The sequence below is a fragment of the Lederbergia wuyishanensis genome, assembly GCF_022900255.1.
Classification (GTDB): domain Bacteria; phylum Bacillota; class Bacilli; order Bacillales; family Bacillaceae_C; genus Lederbergia; species Lederbergia wuyishanensis.
This window is the reverse complement of the sequence record NZ_JALIRM010000017.1, coordinates 38,901-59,389: the sequence shown is the minus strand read 5'-3', so window position 1 is coordinate 59,389 and position 20,489 is coordinate 38,901. Positions and strand designations below refer to the sequence as shown.

The 20,489-nt window shown below is 38.3% G+C and carries 17 protein-coding genes and 1 other annotated feature; of the genes, 3 read left to right on the top strand and 14 right to left on the bottom strand.

The genetic code is table 11. The features are described from left to right. Window positions 1–3: 3 nt before the first annotated feature. From MT489_RS20405 to MT489_RS20385, 5 genes are all read right to left on the bottom strand, one after another. Window positions 4–741, bottom strand: a complete 738-nt coding sequence (locus MT489_RS20405) for a cytochrome c oxidase assembly protein (RefSeq protein WP_244683401.1) — start codon at window positions 739–741, stop codon at window positions 4–6. A 36-nt stretch (window positions 742–777) separates the two neighbouring features. After that, entirely contained in the window at window positions 778–2,985 is a 2,208-nt protein-coding gene (locus MT489_RS20400) for an MMPL family transporter (RefSeq protein ID WP_244683400.1), read from the bottom strand. Between the two features lie 153 nt (window positions 2,986–3,138). After that, window positions 3,139–4,533 (bottom strand): VanZ family protein, encoded by a 1,395-nt coding sequence (locus tag MT489_RS20395; protein WP_244683399.1) that lies wholly within the window; start codon window positions 4,531–4,533, stop codon window positions 3,139–3,141. A 310-nt stretch (window positions 4,534–4,843) separates the two neighbouring features. Continuing rightward, window positions 4,844–5,308 (bottom strand): phage tail protein, encoded by a 465-nt coding sequence (locus MT489_RS20390; RefSeq protein WP_244683398.1) that lies wholly within the window; start codon window positions 5,306–5,308, stop codon window positions 4,844–4,846. A 487-nt stretch (window positions 5,309–5,795) separates the two neighbouring features. Then, window positions 5,796–6,575: an AAC(3) family N-acetyltransferase gene (locus MT489_RS20385; protein WP_244683397.1), complete on the bottom strand. Its 780-nt coding sequence runs from the start codon at window positions 6,573–6,575 to the stop codon at window positions 5,796–5,798. A 142-nt stretch (window positions 6,576–6,717) separates the two neighbouring features. On the opposite strand from MT489_RS20385, the gene MT489_RS20380 reads away from it, so the two are divergent. Genes MT489_RS20380 through MT489_RS20370 form a run of 3 tightly spaced genes read left to right on the top strand, consistent with a single transcriptional unit; the run spans window position 6,718 to window position 8,650 of the window. Next, window positions 6,718–7,089 carry a GntR family transcriptional regulator gene (locus MT489_RS20380; protein ID WP_244683396.1) on the top strand — a complete coding sequence of 124 codons (372 nt, stop codon included), beginning with the start codon at window positions 6,718–6,720 and terminating at the stop codon, window positions 7,087–7,089. Continuing rightward, complete coding sequence (locus MT489_RS20375; RefSeq protein ID WP_244683395.1) at window positions 7,086–7,970, top strand: ABC transporter ATP-binding protein; 885 nt, start codon at window positions 7,086–7,088, stop codon at window positions 7,968–7,970. The genes MT489_RS20380 and MT489_RS20375 overlap by 4 nt, the downstream gene beginning before the upstream one ends. After that, entirely contained in the window at window positions 7,967–8,650 is a 684-nt protein-coding gene (locus tag MT489_RS20370) for a hypothetical protein (protein WP_244683394.1), read from the top strand. The genes MT489_RS20375 and MT489_RS20370 overlap by 4 nt, the downstream gene beginning before the upstream one ends. Before the next feature lie 309 nt (window positions 8,651–8,959). Here MT489_RS20370 and leuD read toward each other — a convergent pair whose 3' ends face one another. The 9 genes from leuD to ilvE all read right to left on the bottom strand — a co-directional run bounded on the left by leuD (window position 8,960) and on the right by ilvE (window position 20,048). After that, window positions 8,960–9,538, bottom strand: a complete 579-nt coding sequence (gene leuD, locus MT489_RS20365; protein ID WP_244683393.1) for a 3-isopropylmalate dehydratase small subunit — start codon at window positions 9,536–9,538, stop codon at window positions 8,960–8,962. Continuing rightward, on the bottom strand, window positions 9,535–10,950 hold the full coding sequence (gene leuC / locus MT489_RS20360) for a 3-isopropylmalate dehydratase large subunit (protein ID WP_244683392.1): 1,416 nt from the start codon (window positions 10,948–10,950) through the stop codon (window positions 9,535–9,537). The genes leuD and leuC overlap by 4 nt, the downstream gene beginning before the upstream one ends. An 11-nt stretch (window positions 10,951–10,961) precedes the next feature. Next, the gene (gene leuB / locus MT489_RS20355; RefSeq protein WP_244683391.1) at window positions 10,962–12,026 is read right to left on the bottom strand and encodes a 3-isopropylmalate dehydrogenase; all 1,065 of its coding nucleotides are present in this window, start codon (window positions 12,024–12,026) and stop codon (window positions 10,962–10,964) included. 24 nt (window positions 12,027–12,050) lie between these two features. Beyond that, a complete protein-coding gene (locus MT489_RS20350) occupies window positions 12,051–13,592 on the bottom strand; it encodes a 2-isopropylmalate synthase (protein WP_244683390.1) in 1,542 nt (513 codons plus the stop codon). Further along, window positions 13,579–14,613, bottom strand: coding sequence for a ketol-acid reductoisomerase (gene ilvC, locus MT489_RS20345; protein ID WP_244683389.1), 1,035 nt, complete (start codon window positions 14,611–14,613; stop codon window positions 13,579–13,581). The genes MT489_RS20350 and ilvC overlap by 14 nt, the downstream gene beginning before the upstream one ends. A 16-nt stretch (window positions 14,614–14,629) precedes the next feature. Then, entirely contained in the window at window positions 14,630–15,148 is a 519-nt protein-coding gene (gene ilvN, locus MT489_RS20340; protein ID WP_244683388.1) for an acetolactate synthase small subunit, read from the bottom strand. Beyond that, a complete protein-coding gene (gene ilvB, locus MT489_RS20335) occupies window positions 15,145–16,869 on the bottom strand; it encodes an acetolactate synthase large subunit (protein WP_244683430.1) in 1,725 nt (574 codons plus the stop codon). Before ilvB ends, ilvN begins: the two co-directional genes overlap by 4 nt. A 305-nt stretch (window positions 16,870–17,174) precedes the next feature. Beyond that, window positions 17,175–17,423: a binding site (T-box leader), on the bottom strand. Window positions 17,424–17,462: 39 nt separating this feature from the next. After that, the gene (gene ilvD, locus MT489_RS20330) at window positions 17,463–19,127 is read right to left on the bottom strand and encodes a dihydroxy-acid dehydratase (protein ID WP_213112463.1); all 1,665 of its coding nucleotides are present in this window, start codon (window positions 19,125–19,127) and stop codon (window positions 17,463–17,465) included. A 21-nt stretch (window positions 19,128–19,148) separates the two neighbouring features. Beyond that, window positions 19,149–20,048 (bottom strand): branched-chain-amino-acid transaminase, encoded by a 900-nt coding sequence (ilvE, locus tag MT489_RS20325; RefSeq protein ID WP_244683387.1) that lies wholly within the window; start codon window positions 20,046–20,048, stop codon window positions 19,149–19,151. Between the last annotated feature and the right edge of the window lie 441 nt (window positions 20,049–20,489).

Sequence of the window (20,489 nt, the reverse complement as noted above, 5' to 3'; positions counted from 1 at the left end):
AATTCAAAGGTGATGACTAATGTGGGATATAAGCATGAGACCAAATTTATGCAAACCCATCATGACGATTCCACTTGCAATCTGATCAATTCTTGGATTAATCGAAATAGGGAGTAAATTTCCCACATCTATATGTTCCGGCAAGCAAAGATTTAATGCTAACCCTTGTAAAAAAGGATTCGATATTCCTCCCATAATGCCATTTACAATAAACAATAAGCAAGCTGGTGTTAAAAGAATTCCACTTATTAGAGCAAAACGTTTATTTCTCCTCATTACAATCGGCCACCACATGAAGATAGCTAAAGCAAAAAGCAATGCAGTATACCCTTTGTGCAAAAAGGAAACTTGGTAGAGTGTTTGTAAAACAAATGGCATATGATAGAGAAAAAACAAAACTGTAAATGAAATGAGAGCAAAATTAGTGAGAAATTTAAAATTATATTTTTTCAATTTATCTGGAATCCCAAATAGAAATAACGGTGGAACAATAAAATAAAGAATGCTCATTTGAATCATATGAAAACTAAAAGAGAGATGGCTGATGACAGATAATGGACTGCCAATCATAAGGAAAAATAGGGTAAGGCTCGTAAAAAAAAGAATCGGTCTTAATTGATAGATTTTTGCATTTGAAAAATGCTTCAGCAAGAGAGCATATATAATAGCAATAATTGCAAGAATGAATAATAATGTAAAATTCCACTCTAGTTGTCCTTCAAGCAATACACTATTGAACATGCTCCCCCTCCTTAGATGAGCACGAATTTATTCATTTTATGATTCAACATCCATCTTTATTTCTTTAAAATTCATTTGCTTCTTGTCCTTATGTGTCAAAATCAAGATGGATGGCAAGAAAATCCCTCGAATTAAAAATGTATCAAGCAAAATCCCCATCGCCATTGTAAATCCAAATAAAAATAGTTCTTGTAATGGTTGAGTCATTAAGACCGCAAAAGTTGCAGCTAAAATCAGTCCTGCTGAAGAAATAACTCCACCTGTTAATGCAACACCTTTTCCAACAGCATCTTTCCAAGATAGGCTTTGTGCCTCTTCGCGAATTCGAGAGACGAGCATGATATTATAGTCAATTCCAAGTGCTACCATGAACACAAATGTGTACACGGGGAGTCGATAGCTGATCGCTTCAAAGCCCATCAAATGATGAAAAATCCACCAACCAAAGCCTAGTGTCGAAAAATAAGATAGTAAAATTGTCGACATCATTAAGATTGGCATTAACACTGATTGTGTTTGAAAGCCTAATACGAAAGTAAGTAAAATCACCACTAGCGAGAACAAGACGATCATGTCTCGATTGTTCATTTGCCTCACATCTACTTGTTGTGCTGTTTGACCTGCGATATGCATCTTCACATTTTTTGTAGAAAAACCACTGTCTTTTATAAAAGTATCTGCCGAATCACGCAGCTTTTGAACAGTGTCGAGTGCTGCCGTATCGTATGGATTATCTTCCAAAATCAACTGTATACGAATCGCTTTTTCCGATTTAGATAAAAAGTTTCGAGGCAGGTTACTCTGATCCGTTATTACAGGAGTAACAGAACTAATACCTTTTTGATCTTCTAGTTTTTCAACAAGACTGTTTACATTTTTGAAAAATGCATCATTTACTTCAAATTCTGTGTTTGATTGCAACACGATATTCACGGGAGCCAATTGGCCTGCTGGATAGTTTTTCTCTAAGAGCTCAAATCCTTGTCTTGAAGGCATATCCTCTGGAAATGATTTTAATAGGTTGAAAGAGTACTTTATTGATGAAAAGTTAAAGGCACCCACTAGTAAAACGATTAGCAAAATTCCAGCAAGGACAGCTGGTCGCTTCATAACAAGTTGACTTATTTTATTCCAAATTCCTGCTTTCACTTTATTTGCACTTTCTACCTTTGGAACAAATGGCCAAAACGCTTTTCGACCCATTAAGGCAAAAATGCTTGGTATTAGCGTGAGCCCTGCAAGTAAAATCACGATAACTGCAACTGAAAAAACGGGCGCGAAATGATTATATGGTTGGAACACTGTCACAAATAATGTAAGCATGGCAAGAAATACCGTTCCGCCACTAAATACAATAGGTTCGGAAACATGGTAGATGGCTTCTCCCATGGCCGAGTATTTAGATTCCTGCTTTTTTAATTCTTCACGATATCTTGAAAAAACAAAAAGGCTGTAATCTGTTAAAACAGCAAACAGTAAGACTAGCATGATAGAAATTGCGGAACTATCCACCGTGAACCAGTTATATTTTCCAGCTAATCCTAAAATACGGTCCACCACTCCATATACAATACCTGCGATTAAAAGTGGCGTAATGGCAAGTAATGGAGAGCGATAGATTAAAATTAATATCACAAAAATTAATCCTACTGTTGCAAGCATCAATACGATGTCTGCGTTTTTAAACAAAGAAATGGTATCTGCTGAAATTCCTGCAGGACCTGTGATTTCAAACTGCATTCCTTCTATACCAATCGCATCGACTTTTTCCCTTACCAGATCCAATGTTTTAAGGGTAATGTCTGAATCTAAATCAGATTCCAATGAAAGGTTAAAAAGGAGAGTCGATCCGTCATCGGAAAACATCTCATCTTGAACTTTTTCCGGAAATTGATGAAAAGGTAATGCGCTTATAATGTGCTTTGGTTTTTCATCGGAGGCTAACCACTCGCTTAGTTTGGTTATTTTCTCACGATCTTCACTTGTGATTTTTCCATCCCGATGAAAAACTAGAAGAGCAGGCATACCGTCATTATTGGAAAATTGCCCTTTTAATACATGATCAGCAATTTCCGAAGGTCTGTCTCCTCCTACACTCGCTTCCTTGCTATTCACAGCAAATTCTTTTGCACCTGGCGCAAATAAACTAAATAACAAAACCGCGAGAAGCCATGAAACTAAGGTAATTTTTGCTCCCTTTGGGCTGCTTGCGAATTTTACTAGTTTTCGAAATGGTCGAAGCATAAAATCATCTCCTACAATTTAAGGTCATGCTCATTGTAGGAAATGAATATGAACGCGATATGAATAGGAGATTTCTTTTAGCTTGGAAGCGAAATCGTCTTGCTTCTAGATATCATTGCTTACGAGATGCGGAGCCTTGCAATTAAAAAATTTCTAAATTCCCGGAATGAAAATAGTAAACTCTCTTCCATCTACCATACTATAAAAAGCATACACGGGTTGATAATAGCCTTTGGAATCTAAATAATAACTTATCTCTACTTTATCGATATGTAAGGTTTCTATCTTATTGTTTTCAGCGTTATATTTAAACTTTCCTTCTAACATTTCCTTATAGGCTTCTTGTTCGCTTTTTATTTGAACATCCTTAACCTTGTCATAGGTTATTAACTGATTATTAATTCTCTTCACTGTATCATCGTTAAAATAATCTACCGTTAATGAACCGTCTATGAGCTGATTTCCTATTACCTTTTTATCTACCTTCCACTCATAAGCACCAGTATCGACTTTTTGAAAAACAGCGTCTTGTGGAATTTGTATGCCGAAGTTCGTTAAGCTTTCTTCTAAGGTTGCTTCATCTCCATCTTTTGGTTCTTTATCTTCGTCAAAGCTGGAAAAATCACTATAACTGTAGCTACCATCTAAGAATTGGAACCATATATTATAAGATATCTCATCTCTAATCCAATAAACCCCTTCATCCGGATAGGAAATAACCTCCATATCGGTTGCATCGATATTCATTCTTTTAAAGAAGTCTGTGACAAATTCATTAGCAGAAGCTTTTGTATAACTCGGCGCCTTATAAATGGGAACTGTTCTTTTATTTTCATCAAGCTGTGTATCATCAATCGTGATTGTTGTATTTACCATATTTATTCTATGATTTGGCGTGATGGAGAGATTCCCAAATTCCTTCAAATAGTAGTATGTAAACATGCTTCCAAATAAAATAACAACTAGCATTAAAGGTGAGAAGTAGACTAAGGATCTCTTGATTCTATTTTTTCTGATTGTAATGAAGCCCATAATGATTTCGTAACCAATGATAGCGCCAAGTAGATTATTAAATAAATCGTCAACTTCAAAAACACCGTATCCTGTTATTAGTTGGATGCTTTCAATGAAAAGTGTAAATAGAGCAGCTACCCCTATTGTCCATACTGCTTTTTGAAACCGAGAATGCAATAACGGGAAAAGAATACCGAATGGCACAAACATGATTATATTTAAATACACGAACTGCCAATTCCTTGCACTAAAACTATACCAAGCTTCTTTATACGAACTAAGAAAAGATAAATTTATTCCTCCCGGATAGTATGAATCTCTATTCAAAAAGGTTACTCCAATAACCATGATTACATATCCAGTAAACAATCCCCTAAAAAGTAAATGTTTTTTAGAAAGTCTTTTCTTACCTTTAAGAAGTTTTCTGTATACTATAAAATACCCTAAGAAGAAAATAATTCCTAAAACAATTACTAGTATTAAAGCTAGAAAAAAATATTCCCTAATGATACTCGTGATTTCTTGTAATCTCATTTTCCCTCTCCTTTATAAATAGCAATTGTCAGCTACCAAATATTTATCTACTAAACTGTCAATTGCTTAAAGTAATTATTCCAAAAACTGAGAATAAATACAATCTTTTCCTACAAAAAAAGACGCACATCACTACGGATAAGCTCATCCTTTTAAAGAAAAAGGGGTTAGTACTTAGATCACATAACATAATAAAGACGCTTCCCTTATCCTCCTTAACAAGGATAATGTCCGCGCCCTTTCGTTTTTCTTGCGAATTAAAGCTATTTTTTATCTAGAGAGAATTCCTTCACTCAAGCTTTTGATTACTTTAATATTCACCTTTAATTACAAAATACGAGCCTCGAATGGTTCCAGCTAGTTTGGATTTCTGTCTGGCAAACTTAAACTTCCCTTCTAACTCCTTTGGTACTTCCATTCCATCTGAGAGCTTAAAACCAACTGCTCGCTTTTTAGTATCATCAATTGTATACATGACGTTTACCGAAAGACCGTCCTCATAAAAAACATAAGACATTTTGATATTTTCTACTTGAAAGCTGGACGTTTCTAAAGGTTTAGCCGCAAACTCGATATCACGTTCATCTTTCAAAATTCGATTCACATAATCAAGGGTCCCTTGACTTTCGCTAGCTGGTACAACCGTAAATTCATGTTTGTATTTGTTCATAAAGTAACGAGCTTCATTCGCACGTAAACCAGCAAGCGCCTCCGCCACAGGTGAAGACTCTAAACCAACTGTAGATACATTTTTAAAATCAACAATATAGGACATTTTCATTCTCCTTTTATGTTATTTCATTTTCACCAACAACTAAGCTTTACGGCCCTTTCTGAACTGTCGACTTTTAACATAGGCAAAATACTTTCATTTTGACAAAGACTTGTAAAGTGAAAATCTAATGATACATCTAGTATAGCCAAATGTTTAGAAGCTGCAGTACAACCCATTTTAATTTGAGCGGTTCACTCGTAAAGGGTAACTCTTCTGCACCACCCAACGTAGCATTTACGTCTTCCCTGGATCATCGTTGTTCTACATAAACCATATGCTCTTGATTTATCTTGTAAAAAATACCTTCTTATCAATGCGACACCAATTGGTGTCTTTATTATATGACACTAATTGGTGTCCAGTCAATATTATTTTTAACAAAATAGTTTTTATTAAGCTTTTTGAAAATAGGAGTTTTATTAAAATATGTGGACCAATGATTAAATTATTTTAAACCAATGCCAATCAATAATAAGACCTAAAATTTCTACATTTTCTTACCTTCTTGAAAAATCACATACTCCCTAGCTTCTGTACACTCTTCACAATCGTCTTCACACAAAAAATAAAATGGATTCTTCTTCAACTGTACACTTGCTAGTTCAATAACATCACTTGCTTTCATAAACTGGCAAATGCATTTTCCAATTTTTTGTATAGTAAGATAATCCTCTTCTTTTAGAAGGGACTCCATTTTATTAAAATTTTGACAGCAATGGTTAATGATTGGTACTTCTAATTTTTCAACCTTTCCATTGTTTGAACTCAACACTGTGGAATAAGTTCTATAAGGCACCTCATTTAAAGATTCCGCCAAGTGGATCATCGTATTGGAATCATGGGAAACACCGAGTAGAAGAATCCTTCCATCAAGTTGAAACACTTTTCCTATTGGACTTTTAATTCCTTCGGGCTGGTCAATTGGGTGTTCTGCGACAATTTCATGTGCATGCTTCCCGTAAGCTGCAAATGCACTGTTTGGATGAACACTTCTTAGTACACCAGGCTTTCTCCAAAATGTTTCAGCAACAATCCCCATGCCGTCTGTAGGGGTTGTTTTAGGATCAAATAATTCGTCTCCACTTGTCATGGATGGCATGACGAGCGTTCCTTCCTCCCCTAAAACCTCTAGTAAACTTTCAATCATCACTTCGGGACCGCCCTGTATGCATCCAATATTTCGAAGTGATGTATGTACAACAAGGACCATCCCCTCTTTTATACCGATTTTTTTAAAGTCATCTATTAACTGCTCTTTTGTAAGCATGTCCCCGCCCCCATAAGTCATTTTCCCCCATTATATTATTTGCGCCCAATTATGAAAAGATTTCCAAAAAAATGTTGACAATAACTTTTTATCGTTATATGGTTAATTACATAAGTAACTAACCAACATGGTGGTGAACCAAATGAAACACTTAATTGACGATGGGCGACCAATTTTCGTTCAGATTGCAGAACGTATTGAGGATGACATTATTGAAGGCAGCTTGCCGGAAGAATCACAAGTCCCTTCAACGAATCAGTTTGCTCACTTTTATAAAATCAACCCCGCTACAGCTGCGAAGGGCGTAAATTTATTGGTTGACGAAGGTATTTTATATAAAAGGCGGGGGATAGGAATGTTTGTTGCAGAAGGTGCACGTATGAAAGTCATTGAGAAGCGAAAAGAACTATTTTTCGAACAGTTTATAGTAACGATGATTCAGGAAGCTGAAAAATTAGAAATTACAACGGAACAATTAATGGATATGATTCGGAAAGGAGAGGGAAGACGATGACGGAAGTAGTAAAAGTAGTTCGGCTAAACAAACAATACGAGGACCATAATGCAATCCAAGATATCACTTTTTCAATTAATGAAAATAAAATCTACGGCCTTCTCGGTAGAAATGGAGCCGGTAAAACAACGTTAATGAAAATGATTACGGCTCAAATTTTTCCAACTAGCGGAGAATTATTGGTTTTCGGTGAGGAACCTTATGAAAATGAGAAAGTGTTGAATCAAATTTGTTTTGTAAAAGAAAGTCAGAAATATCCTGATAATTTTACTGTCCGTGATATTTTGGAAGTGTCAAAATCATTTTTTCCGAACTGGGATGAAGAGTATGCCCACTCGTTGGTAGAAGATTTCAATCTTCCATTAAAGAAGAAAAATAGGGGGCTTTCTCGAGGAATGCACTCCGCACTTGGAATTGTCATTGGACTTGCAAGTAGAGCACCGTTAACTATTTTCGATGAACCGTATTTGGGGCTAGATGCTGTTTCACGTGAATTATTTTATAACCGTTTAATGGAAGATTATACGGAACATCCTCGGACTGTGATTTTATCTACTCATCTCATTGATGAAGTTAGTAATTTGTTAGAACATATTTTAGTTATCGACAAAGGACAATTAATTATCGATGAGGATGCCGAGAATTTAAGGGGCAAGGCTTATACAGTAACAGGTCAAACATCAAAGGTAGAAGCGTTTATTATCGGAAAAGAAGTAATTCATCGTGAACCATTTGGAGGGTTACTTTCAGCTACTGTAATTAATAACGGGAATAGCTCTGTTCATGTTCCGGGACTCGAAGTATCCCCAGTTTCCTTGCAACAGTTAATTGTTCATTTAACTAAAGGGAAATCCGAAAACCGAGGAGTGATGGCGAAATGAATATTCAAAAGGTTTTAAAAATGTATGTTCGCGATAAGTGGGGTTGGTTTTTAATACCGAATATCATGCTTTTTTCTATTTTTATCATTAATTTGATCGTGAGCCTCTTTATAACAACGAAGGAACAATTTTATACAGGCGGAGTTTCTTACATCTTTGTATATATGCTAGTAATGGGAATATTAGTGGTTGCACAAACTTTTTCATATGCCGTCAGCATGTCTGTTAGAAGAACTGATTACTTTATCGGTACGGTTGCAATGGGATCAATTATGAACTTCTCTTATGGGGTACTGTTATTAATTTGTTCAACCATCGAAAATTGGACAAATGGATGGGGAGGAAAATTTCATTTCTTTCACTTTCCATATTTAAATGACGGAACACTCTTAGAACAATTCGCCATCTATTTCATAGTATTTATAAATCTTTTTTTCCTCGGATTCATGATCTCAAGTTTTTATCGTCGCTATGGAAAGAAAGGTATGGTTTATTCAGCTTTAATAATTTTGGTTATTGCAAGTATAGCGGTTTTACTCATCCATTATTACGCCGCTTGGATGGATATTTTCCATTGGTTTGCAACTCATACAGCTGTGCAAATTGCTTACTGGCTGATTATCCCTACACTGTTTTACATTGCCTTTTCGTACTTGTTCTTAAAAAGAGCAACGGTATAAAAAAAAACGCCTTGCGATACTGAATCAGATGTATCGCAAGGCGTTTTTCATGTCTAAATTGTAAGAATAAAAGTGCAAGGCGGGCAGCCTTAGGCAACAAGCAAATGTTCTGAGAAGCAAAAAGTCCGCTTTTTGACTTTTAAGCTCGCGGGTTTATGACCTCGAGCCGATGGCGCCTGGAGCTAGACGGAAACTACCTTAAAAAAGTTATCCACAACTTTTCAAATTTATAATTTCCTAAGCAATAAAAAAAGCCACTCAACCCTACCAAATCAAGATTCGATAGGGAATGAGTGGCTTCATTTACTTTTAACGATTCTCATATGCTGAAATTTTATCTTCAAGTAACAATGTTAAGGCAATATCGTCCCAACCATTCAATAACACTTCACGACGATATGGGTCGATTTTGAACGAATACGTATCGCCGTCTTCTGTGACAATCGTTTCAGTTTCAAGTGAAACGGTAATTTTTAACGGCTTTTCTTTCGACTTCTTCAATAAATCTTCCACTTCCGCTTCGGAAAGCTGGATCGGAAGAAGCCCGTTTTTAAAGCTGTTGTTATAAAAGATATCAGCAAAGTTTATCGCGATGATGACACGAAATCCATAATCACCTAGAGCCCAGGGTGCATGTTCACGTGAAGAACCACAGCCAAAGTTTTCTCGTGCAATTAAAATTTCGCTTCCTGCGTACTCTGGTTTATTCAACTCAAAGTCTGCTCTTTCAACTCCATTATCATCATAACGCCAATGATAAAACAAATATTTCCCGAAACCAGTTCGCTCTATTCTTTTTAAAAATTGCTTAGGGATGATTTGGTCTGTATCTACATTTGAACGATCTAACGGCGCAAGTACGCTCGTTACTTCTTTAATCGGCTTCATACAAGCGCCTCCTCTTGTTTAAAAGTACGAACGTCGACGAAACGTCCAGCAATCGCCGCAGCTGCTGCCATAGCAGGGCTTACTAAGTGTGTACGTGATCCATTTCCTTGGCGACCTTCAAAGTTACGATTTGATGTAGAGGCACATCTCATTCCTGCAGGAACTTGGTCAGCGTTCATTGCTAGACACATACTGCATCCAGATTCACGCCATTCAAATCCAGCATCAAGGAAAATTTTATCTAGTCCTTCTGATTCCGCTTGTTTCTTCACTGAATGTGAACCTGGCACGACAATTGCATTCACGCCACTGTTCACTTTCTTGCCAGCAACGATCTCAGAAGCTGCACGGAGATCTTCAATTCGAGAGTTTGTACAAGAACCTATGAACACATATTGAACTTCAATATCTGTCATTTTTGTTCCGCCTTCAAGACCCATATATTCAAGGGCTTTTTCAATCTCTGCTCTTTCTGCACCTGTTTTGGCATCTTCAGGACGTGGTACAAATCCATTTACACCAACACCCATACCAGGGTTCGTACCCCATGTTACGACAGGTTCAATCTCAGAAGCATCAATTTCAATTACAGCATCATACGAAGCATCTGGATCAGTTGCAAGCTCGCGCCATTCTGCTTTTAACTGTTCAAATGCATCACCAGTAGGAACGTGAGGACGACCTTCTAAGTAAGCAAAAGTTGTCTCGTCAGGACTGATTAATCCTGCTTTAGCACCAGCTTCAATAGACATATTACAAACCGTCATTCGTTGTTCCATTGTTAATTTTCTGATGGCTTCGCCTGTATATTCAAAAATATGCCCTGTTCCAACGTTGATTCCGTATTTAGCAATGATCGCCAAAATTAAGTCTTTTGATGTAACACCTTGACCTAACTCGCCATTCACTTGTACCTGCATTGTTTTCGGCTTAGCTTGCCACAATGTTTGCGTCGAAAGTACGTGCTCCACTTCACTCGTACCAATTCCAAACGCTAGCGCACCAAATGCACCGTGAGTGGAAGTATGACTATCTCCACATACAATCGTTTTTCCAGGTTGCGTTAAACCAAGCTCAGGACCGATAACGTGAACGATTCCCTGATCTGGATGACCCATACCAGCTAAAGGAACTCCAAACTCCGCACAGTTTTTTTCAAGTGTCGTCATTTGCTTCTCCGAAATCGGATCCGTTACAGCTTCATTCAAACGAGTCGGAACGTTGTGATCCATCGTTGCAAATGTTAAATCTGGTCTACGGACTTTTCTGCCATTCAAGCGTAAGCCTTCAAACGCTTGTGGAGAAGTCACTTCATGCACGAGATGAAGATCGATATATAGCAAATCTGGCTTCCCTTCTTCTCGATGAACGACGTGCTTCTCCCAAATCTTTTCAATAATTGTTTTGCCCATCTTTCTTCACCTCACCTTTCTATTTCGCTAATAATTTTTTCAGTCATTTCAGTTGTAGATAAAATTTGTCTACCGATATTTTTGAATTCACTTGTACAGAAGCCTGATTCTAGAACATTTTTAACAGCAGCTTCAAGTGCATTCGCTTCTTCCAACATACCAAATGAACTACGAAGCATCATGGCTGTTGATAAAATTGCTCCAATTGGATTTGCGATATTTTTCCCTGCTATATCTGGTGCAGACCCATGGATTGGTTCGTATAATCCAAAGCCATCCACACGAAGACTAGCAGAAGGCAACATGCCCAATGATCCTGTAATAACAGAGGCTTCGTCACTTAAAATATCTCCAAACATATTTTCTGTTACAATAACATCAAATGCTGATGGATACGTAATTAGTTTCATAGCTGCTGCATCAACAAGCATATGATCGTACTCTACTTCTGGATATCTAGCAGCAACTTCTTCTACTATTTTTCTCCATAGTTTGCTTGATTCAAGTACATTTGCTTTATCAACTGAAGTCACTTTGTTCCTGCGCTGCTTTGCTAATTCAAATGCGTGAACGACAACTCTCTCTATTTCATCACGGCCATACACTAATGTGTCAACAGCTTTATCATTATCATGGAAACTTGGTTCACCGAAATATAAACCACCTGTTAATTCCCTGACAATCATCATATCTACACCTTCAGCAACTTCTTCCTTCAAAGGAGAGACAGAGAGCAGGCTTTTGAATGCTTGAACCGGCCGAAGATTTACACTTAATTCAAAGTGCTTACGAATTTGAAGAAGCCCTTTTTCTGGTCGAAGATGAGACGGGTGATTATCCCATTTTGGTCCACCGACTGCTCCGAGAATAATCGCATCACTTTCTTCACAAATTCGGATTGTTTCATCAGGTAATGGCTGGCCAACTGTGTCTATGGCTTCTCCACCAAGTAGACCGTATACCCATTCAAATTCATGATGAAAACGACGCCCAATCGCTTCTAATACAGATATGGCAGCATCTGTTACTTCTTTACCTATTCCGTCTCCTCGCAATACCGCTACTCGTTTCTTCAAACCCATCTTCCTCCCCAAAAATTCCTAAACTGTTATCAATACTTGCCTCATTTGCGATTGAAGAAGTATACGATTCACCGCATTTAAATATCCTTTAGCTGAAGCTTCTAATACATCCTGAGCAGAATCTCTACCTACAAGATCCTCGCCATTAAATGTTAAGTTAATGACAGCTTCTGCAAGAGCGTCCCTTCCTTTTCCGATGGATGAAACCCGGTAATCCAATACATGGACTTCTCCTTCAACTATCTTTTCAAGCGCATTGAAAATCGCTTCAACACTACCTGCTCCACTCGTTGTTTCTTCCACAATATTTCCTGAAGGTGTTTTTACAATCACCGTAGCTAGTGGATCTTGAGCTGATTTATATTGAACGCCGACAGTTTCAAGTTCGTAAATAGCAGTCTCCGAATCTTTTAACTGTTCATTCGTTAAAATGGTCCATAAATCCTCGTTTGTAATTTCTTTCTTTCGATCGGCTAGTTTCTTAAATTGTATAAATGCATGATTCAAAGATTCGCTATCTAGTTCAAAGCCCATAGATTTAGCACGATCTTGGAAAGCGTGTCTTCCTGAATGTTTGCCCAGTACTAAATTGTTAGAAGTTTCTCCAATAAGTTCTGGCGTAATAATTTCATACGTTGTCGGTTCTTTTAACACACCATCTTGATGAATGCCTGATTCGTGGGCAAAAGCATTTTTACCGACCACAGCTTTATTAGCTTGAACAGCCATACCAGTTAATTTACTAACAAGCTGACTCGTACGTTTTATTTCATTTAACGTTAAATTTGTTTCGATTTGATAAAAATCTTTTCTCGTATAAAGGGCGACTCCTATTTCTTCCAAAGCCACATTTCCGGCTCTTTCGCCAATTCCATTTATAGTACCTTCGATTTGATCAGCACCGTTTTGGATTGCAGCCAGAGTGTTGGCAACTGCCATTCCAAGATCATTATGGCAATGTGCCGAAAGCTTAGCTTCCCTAATATTCGGAACATTCTCTTTTAAATATTTGAATAATGCTCCGTATTCTTGCGGAGTGGCATAACCTACTGTATCTGGAATATTGATTACAGATGCTCCGGCTTTAATGGCTTGCTCTACGATTTGAGCAAGGAAAGCTCGATCTGATCTGAACGCATCTTCAGCTGACCATTGAACAATTGGAAAAAACTGTTTTGCATATTTAATTGTATCAATGGTGGTTTGTACTACCTGTTCAGGAGTTTGTTTTAATTTATACGTCATGTGTATTGGAGAAGTAGCAATGAAAACGTGGAGCCTAGGGCATTCCGCCACTTTCAACGCTTCCCATGCATGATCAATATCTGATTTGACTGAACGCGCCAGGCCAGTGACAGATGAGTCTTTAATAGTGGAGGCAATTTTTCTTACAGCATCTAAATCACCCGGAGAGGCGGCGGGAAACCCCGCCTCCATAACATCCACTCCGAATTTTTCAAGCTGTTTTGCGATTTCGAGTTTTTCGGCTGTATTTAGGTTTACTCCAGCCGATTGCTCTCCATCACGCAACGTTGTATCAAAAATATCAATTCTTCGCACTTGTTACCACTTCCTTAGCGGCTTTCTTCTTGCCCGCTTTTACAAATGGCATCATTTCACGAAGCTCTTGACCTACTTTCTCAATTAAATGTTCGCTTTCACGACGATTGATTGCATTGAACTCTGGACGATTTAATTGGTTTTCAAGCAACCAGCCTTTTGCAAATTTTCCTGTTTGGATATCTTCTAAAATATCTTTCATGCGAGCTTTAGTATCTGCATTTACTACACGTGGTCCAGAAACGAAATCTCCCCATTGTGCTGTATCAGAGATAGAGTAGCGCATTCCAGCAAGACCATCTTCGTACATTAGGTCTACGATCAACTTTAATTCATGTAAACACTCAAAGTATGCAACTTCTGGTTGGTAACCAGCTTCTACAAGTGTTTCGAAACCAGCTTTTACAAGAGCAGTTGTTCCACCACAAAGTACTGCTTGTTCTCCGAATAGATCTGTTTCAGTTTCTTCTTGGAATGTTGTTTCAAGAACACCAGCACGAGCGCCGCCAACACCTTTTGCATAAGCCAACGCTAAGTCTCTTGCTTGACCCGTTGCATCTTGATATACAGCAAATAATGCTGGTACACCTGCACCTTGTTCAAACGTACGACGCACTAAATGTCCAGGACCTTTTGGTGCTACTAGGAATACGTCAACATCTGCAGGAGGTACGATTTGATTGAAATGAACGTTAAAACCATGGGCAAATACTAACGATTTACCAGCTGAAAGTTCTGGTTTTACTTCATTTTCATATACAGCTGTTTGTCTTTCGTCTGGAAGCAAGATCATGATGATATCTGCTTTTGCACTTGCTTCTTGAACGGAATAAACTTCATGTCCGTCTTCAACTGCTTGATCGTAAGATTTACCTGGTCTAATTCCAACGATAACGTCAAAGCCGCTATCTTTTAAGTTGCTTGCATGTGCGTGTCCTTGTGAACCATATCCTAAAATTGCGATTTTCTTTCCTTGTAATACTGACTCATCGATTTCGTTGTTATAATATACTTTTGCCATTTTTCTCCATCTCCTCTTATAGTTGTAAAATTGATAGTTGTTGTGTTTCTGTTTTTTGATGTTCGCGAACAAATGCAGTTACACCTGTTCTTGATATATCTTTAATGCCATATGGCTTTAACAACTCCATAAATGCATCTACCTTATCCGGCTCACCTGTTACTTGCACGGTGATATTGTTTTTCCCCATATCAATGACGGTTGCCCTGAAAGGTTCAATAATGCTATAAACTTCACTTCTCATAGGCGGTGGGCACTGTACTTTAATGAGTGCCAACTCGCGAGTAACAATCGATTTATCGGTAATATCCGATACTTTTAATACATCGATTTGTTTTTGCAGCTGTTTTAATAGCTGCTCCATTTTTGCTGGATCTTCCATTGGAACGATGAAAGTCATCTTAGAGATCGCTGGATTGCTAGTTGGACCGACAGTAATACTATCGATGTTGAATTGCCTTTTGGCGAATAATCCAGTGATACGATTTAATACACCAGGGTTATTGTTAACTGTTACTGTAACAACTCTTTTCATTCTCCCACCCCTATCATTTCATGAAGTCCTTTTCCTGGGGCAACCATCGGATATACATTTTCAGCCTCAAGAACTCGGCAATCAATTAATACAGGTTCTGGGATACTAAAGGCTTCTTCAAATACTGCTCTAGCTTCTTCTTCTGTTTTTGCTATATATCCTTTAATCCCATATGCTTCAGCCAGCTTGATAAAATCAGGTTGGTTTGGAATTAATGAGTGAGAATAACGCTCTTCATAAAACGTTTGTTGCCATTGTCGAACCATTCCAAGACATTTGTTATTGATGATGACTACTTTTACAGGAAGGTTCAATTCTTTAATAACAGAAAGTTCTTGCAAAGTCATTTGGAAACCGCCATCTCCTGTAACTGCCACAACAGTTTTATCAGGCTCACCTAATTGTGCGCCAATTGATGAAGGGAAACCAAAGCCCATTGTTCCAAGTCCACCAGAAGTAACCCAATTATTCGGACCATTAAATCCGTAATATTGTGCCGCCCACATTTGATGCTGACCAACGTCTGTCGTTACAATGGCATTTCCACCGGTAACTTCGTGAATCATTTTGATAACGTGTGGAGAAGAAAGCGAATCTTCTGGTGAAACTGGAGTTTTATACGGATATTGTTCTTTGCTATCTTGTATTGCATCCGTCCACCCAGTGATATCAGGAATTGTTAATTCCATACTTAGTAACTCTTCTAATACCATCTTTGCATCTCCGACAATCGGAATAGCAGTTGGTACATTTTTGCCGATTTCAGCTGGATCGATGTCAATATGCGCTACTGTTGCATTCGGAGCAAAGTGCTTCAAGTTACCAGTTAGACGATCATCAAAGCGAGCTCCAATATTAATGAGCAAATCACATTCTGTAATAGCCATATTGGATGTGTACGTTCCGTGCATCCCTGCCATCCCTAAAAATTGAGGATGATCTCCTGGGATTGTACCTAATCCAAGAAGTGTGTTTGTAATTGGAAAACCAGTCTTTTCTACGAATTCTTTTAAATAATCTGACGCTTTTGCGAAAAGCACTCCAGCACCTGCAAGAATCAATGGTTTTTTGGCATTAGCCATTACACTTACAAGCTTTTGCAACTGCAGATAATTCGGCTTCGTTGTTGGTTGATAGCCTGGCAAATTAATCGTAGCTTCAGGAAATACCTCAGTTACTTCTTGTTGGGCAATATCTTTTGGAATATCAATTAGAACCGGTCCTGGACGTCCTGTAGAAGCGATATAAAAAGCTTCCTTTATAATTCTTCCAAGGTCCTCAACCTTTTTCACTTGATAATTATGTTTAGTGATCGGCATCGTGATACCTACGATATCGGATTCTTGGAATGCATCTGTACCAAGTGCCGAACTAGCCACCTGACCAGTAAATACAACAAGTGGCAATGAATCCATCATAGCATCCGCGATTCCAGTTACTAGGTTAGTTGCCCCAGGTCCAGAGGTTGCGATAACAACTCCAGGTTTTCCCGTTACTCTTGCATAGCCCTCCGCAGCATGTATAGCACCTTGTTCATGTCTAGTTAATACATGTTTAATTGGATTTTTGTGCAATGCATCGTAAATTGGTAGTGCTGCTCCTCCAGGATAACCAAACATAATTTCAACGTTCTCTTTTTGCAGTGCCTCGATGAAAAGGTCTGCCCCAGTTTTCACTTGTACTTTTGTTGCAGTGTTGGATTTTTGATCGCTCGCTCCCATCGGGATACCCATACTCACCTCTAGCGCCATCCTTTCAATTATTATTTTTTTTAAACATATAACATTGCAATGATTTAATGCATTAATTCCTAAAAGCCATCTTTTTTTGTCCAGCTACAGCGCCTATCGACTAGCAAACTTCTTGCCCTTTTCACTACGATAAGTCAACATCGACTCATTCCTCGTCGTGTTTCCTTTATCTCAGTCAAAGGTCCTGAAGTTTGTACGTCGATGAACAGGCACTTTCGCTTTTCTAATAAAAATAAAAAAAGCCTTTTCAGCCCACAAAAAAGGAGAACCTTTTATGCAGGGATGAAAAAACTTTTCATGGTACCACCCTACTTTTCAGTGTAAAACACTGACTCTGGAGCGACGTTACGTCACTCATTGATAACGGGAACTTTATTTTATCCCCGTGAACCCCTACTCGCAATTTACTTTCCGGGTTCCCGCTCCGAGGCGATGTCACAAATGGCTGTAATGCCGGTTTCCAGCAGTTCCGGCTCTCTGGTAATACAGAACTCCATTTATTTTTACCTCTTCATGGCTTTTGTCGATTGTTCATTCAGTTATATCATGAATTCAATTTTTTGTCATATTTTCATTACTCCGCCTGTGCTGGCAGATGTAACGAGCTTAGAGTATCTAGCTAGATAACCCTTTTTAATTTTTGGTTCAAATGGTTTTAAATTCGCTTTACGCTCAGCTAAAACATCATCTGAAACTTTCAATTCAATTGTACGATTTGTTAAATCGATGAAGATTTCATCTCCATCCTCAACAAGAGCGATAGGACCGCCTTCTGCCGCTTCCGGAGAAATATGTCCGATTGAAATACCTCTCGATGCTCCTGAAAAACGACCGTCTGTGATAAGGGCAACCTTTGTTCCAAGACCTCTACCTGCAATCGCTGCTGTTGGTGCGAGCATTTCCGGCATTCCCGGTCCGCCTTTAGGGCCTTCATAACGGATAACTACTACGTGACCTTCTTTTACAGTGCCATCGTTGATTCCTTGTTGAGCATCTTCTTGAGATTCGAAAACAATTGCTTTACCAAGGAATGTTTTGATGGACGGGTCAACCGCACCTACTTTAATGACTCCTCCGTCTGGAGCTATGTTTCCAAATAGTATTGAGAGTCCGCCGACTGGGCTATATGGATCTTCACTTGGCCTTATAACTTTTGGATTTGTAATAACATGGTCTTTTACATTTTCATAGACAGTTTTACCAGTTACAGTCATTCTATCCCGTTCAATTGCACCCATTTCACATAATTCACGTATAATGGCACTGACTCCACCAGCATCATGTACATCTTGCATCGTATAATCTGATGCAGGAGCTATTTTTGATAAGTAGGGAACTCTTTTGGCTACTTCGTTGATACGAGATAAATCGTATTCGATGTCTGCTTCATGTGCAATTGCTAATGTGTGAAGAACTGTATTTGTTGATCCACCCATAGCCATATCTAATGCAAATGCATCGTCAATAGTTTGTTCGCTAATTAAATCACGAGGCTTAATGTTTTCTTTTACCATTCTGACTAAATGATGAGCAGCTTCTTTAATCAATCTGTGACGCTCATTTGAGGTTGCTACAATTGTACCATTTCCAGGTAAAGCTACACCAAGCATTTCCATCAACGAGTTCATAGAGTTTGCTGTAAACATTCCTGAACATGAACCACATGTTGGGCAAGCGTTTTGTTCGATGTCTAGGAGTTTTTCAGCAGACATTTTTCCCGCATGGTATGCTCCAACCCCTTCAAAAACGGATGTTAATGTTAAAGGCTCACCTTCAGAAGAAACTCCGCCTTCCATGGGACCGCCTGAGACAAAAATCGAAGGGACATTTGTTCTATAAGCAGCCATCAACATACCAGGAGTGATTTTGTCACAGTTAGGAATGTAAAATACACCATCAAACCAGTGCGCATTAATTACGGTTTCTGCTGCGTCAGCGATTAGTTCTCTACTTGGTAAAGAGTAACGCATACCAATGTGACCCATTGCGATTCCGTCATCTACTCCGATTGTGTTAAATTCAAACGGTACTCCACCGGCTTCCCAAATAGCTTCTTTTACCACATCTGCAAATTCTCTAAGGTGTTTGTGGCCAGGTATAATATCAATATATGAATTACAGACACCAATAAAAGGTTTCTCTAAATCTCTTGTTTTAACACCTGTTGCATACAATAAGCTTCGGTGCGGGGCACGATCAATCCCCTTTTTTATCATATCACTTCTCAATTATGACATCTCCTGTTTCTTTTAGTTCGCTACATGTAATTCATCATATAACTTGTATCCGTCTGTGAGTGTCAGTTCACGAAAGCTTACGAGCAACTCATCCGTGATTGGTCCTGGCTTTCCATCGCCAATTACACGTCCATCAACTGTTTTAACCGCAATAACTTCAGCAGCAGTTCCAGTTAAAAAGACTTCATCCGCTGTATATACATCATGGCGTGTAAAAACAGCTTCTTCTACTTCATACCCTTTTGAACGTGCTATATCAATAATAGCATTTCTTGTAATACCTACAAGTGCACCGACATGTCCTGGAGGAGTCAGTAATTTTTTATCTCTTACAATAAAGATGTTATCCGCCGATCCTTCCGCTACATACCCTTGATCATTGAGCATTAACGCTTCAGGGACTCCAGCAAGTGTTGCTTCTATTTTTACAAGAACATTATTTAAGTAGTTTAAAGATTTTACCATTGGATTTAATACATCTGAACGATTCCGTCTCGTCGCAACTGTTACGATATCAAGTCCTGTTTCATATAATTCTTTTGAATAGATACGTAACGGTTCAGCAATGACAAGCACTGTTGCTTTTGGACAGGAGTATGGACTTAATCCTAAGTCACCAACCCCACGTGAAACAACGAGGCGAACATATCCATTTGATAAATCATTTTTGCGGAGTGTTTCGGCAACAATATGAGCCATCTCCTCTTTCGTGTATGGAATGGTTAACATGATTGATTTCGCTGAGTCATAAAGTCTTGTTAAATGCTCGTCTAAACGAAACACATTCCCAGAGTATGCACGAATTCCTTCAAAGATTCCATCCCCGTAAAGAAATCCATGATCATACACTGACACGACAGCATCTTCTTTCTTTACGAAATTGCCGTCAAGGAAGATCAATTGTTCACTCATCGCTATTCGCCCCTCTCTGTAAATTTATTTAAGTGTGTGTTCAAAAAGTAGGATAAAAAGGTCCGTGAAATTCGAAGAGTCATTTTTATCAGACTATTTTAACATCGTCTTTAAGTTATTATTGATTTATTAAATTGTTCCAATAATACCGCGGTATCGAAGAAAGGTCAAGACATTTTCAGAATGTTTTATTAGTTGGAAAAAGTCCATTTATTTTGTATCCGTTTTCATTGTATTTGTACCAACGTTTAAAAAATTTGTACTATTTATGAATTTTAAATGAATTTTTTTTGATCGAAATTAAAGAACAAAAGCGCAAGGCGCACAGCCTTTCGGCGACAAGCAAATGTTCTGAGAAGTAAAAAGTCCGCTTTTTGAATTTTAAGCTTCGCGGGTTTAGGACCTCAAGCCGATGGCGCCTGGACCTAGACTTAAACTATC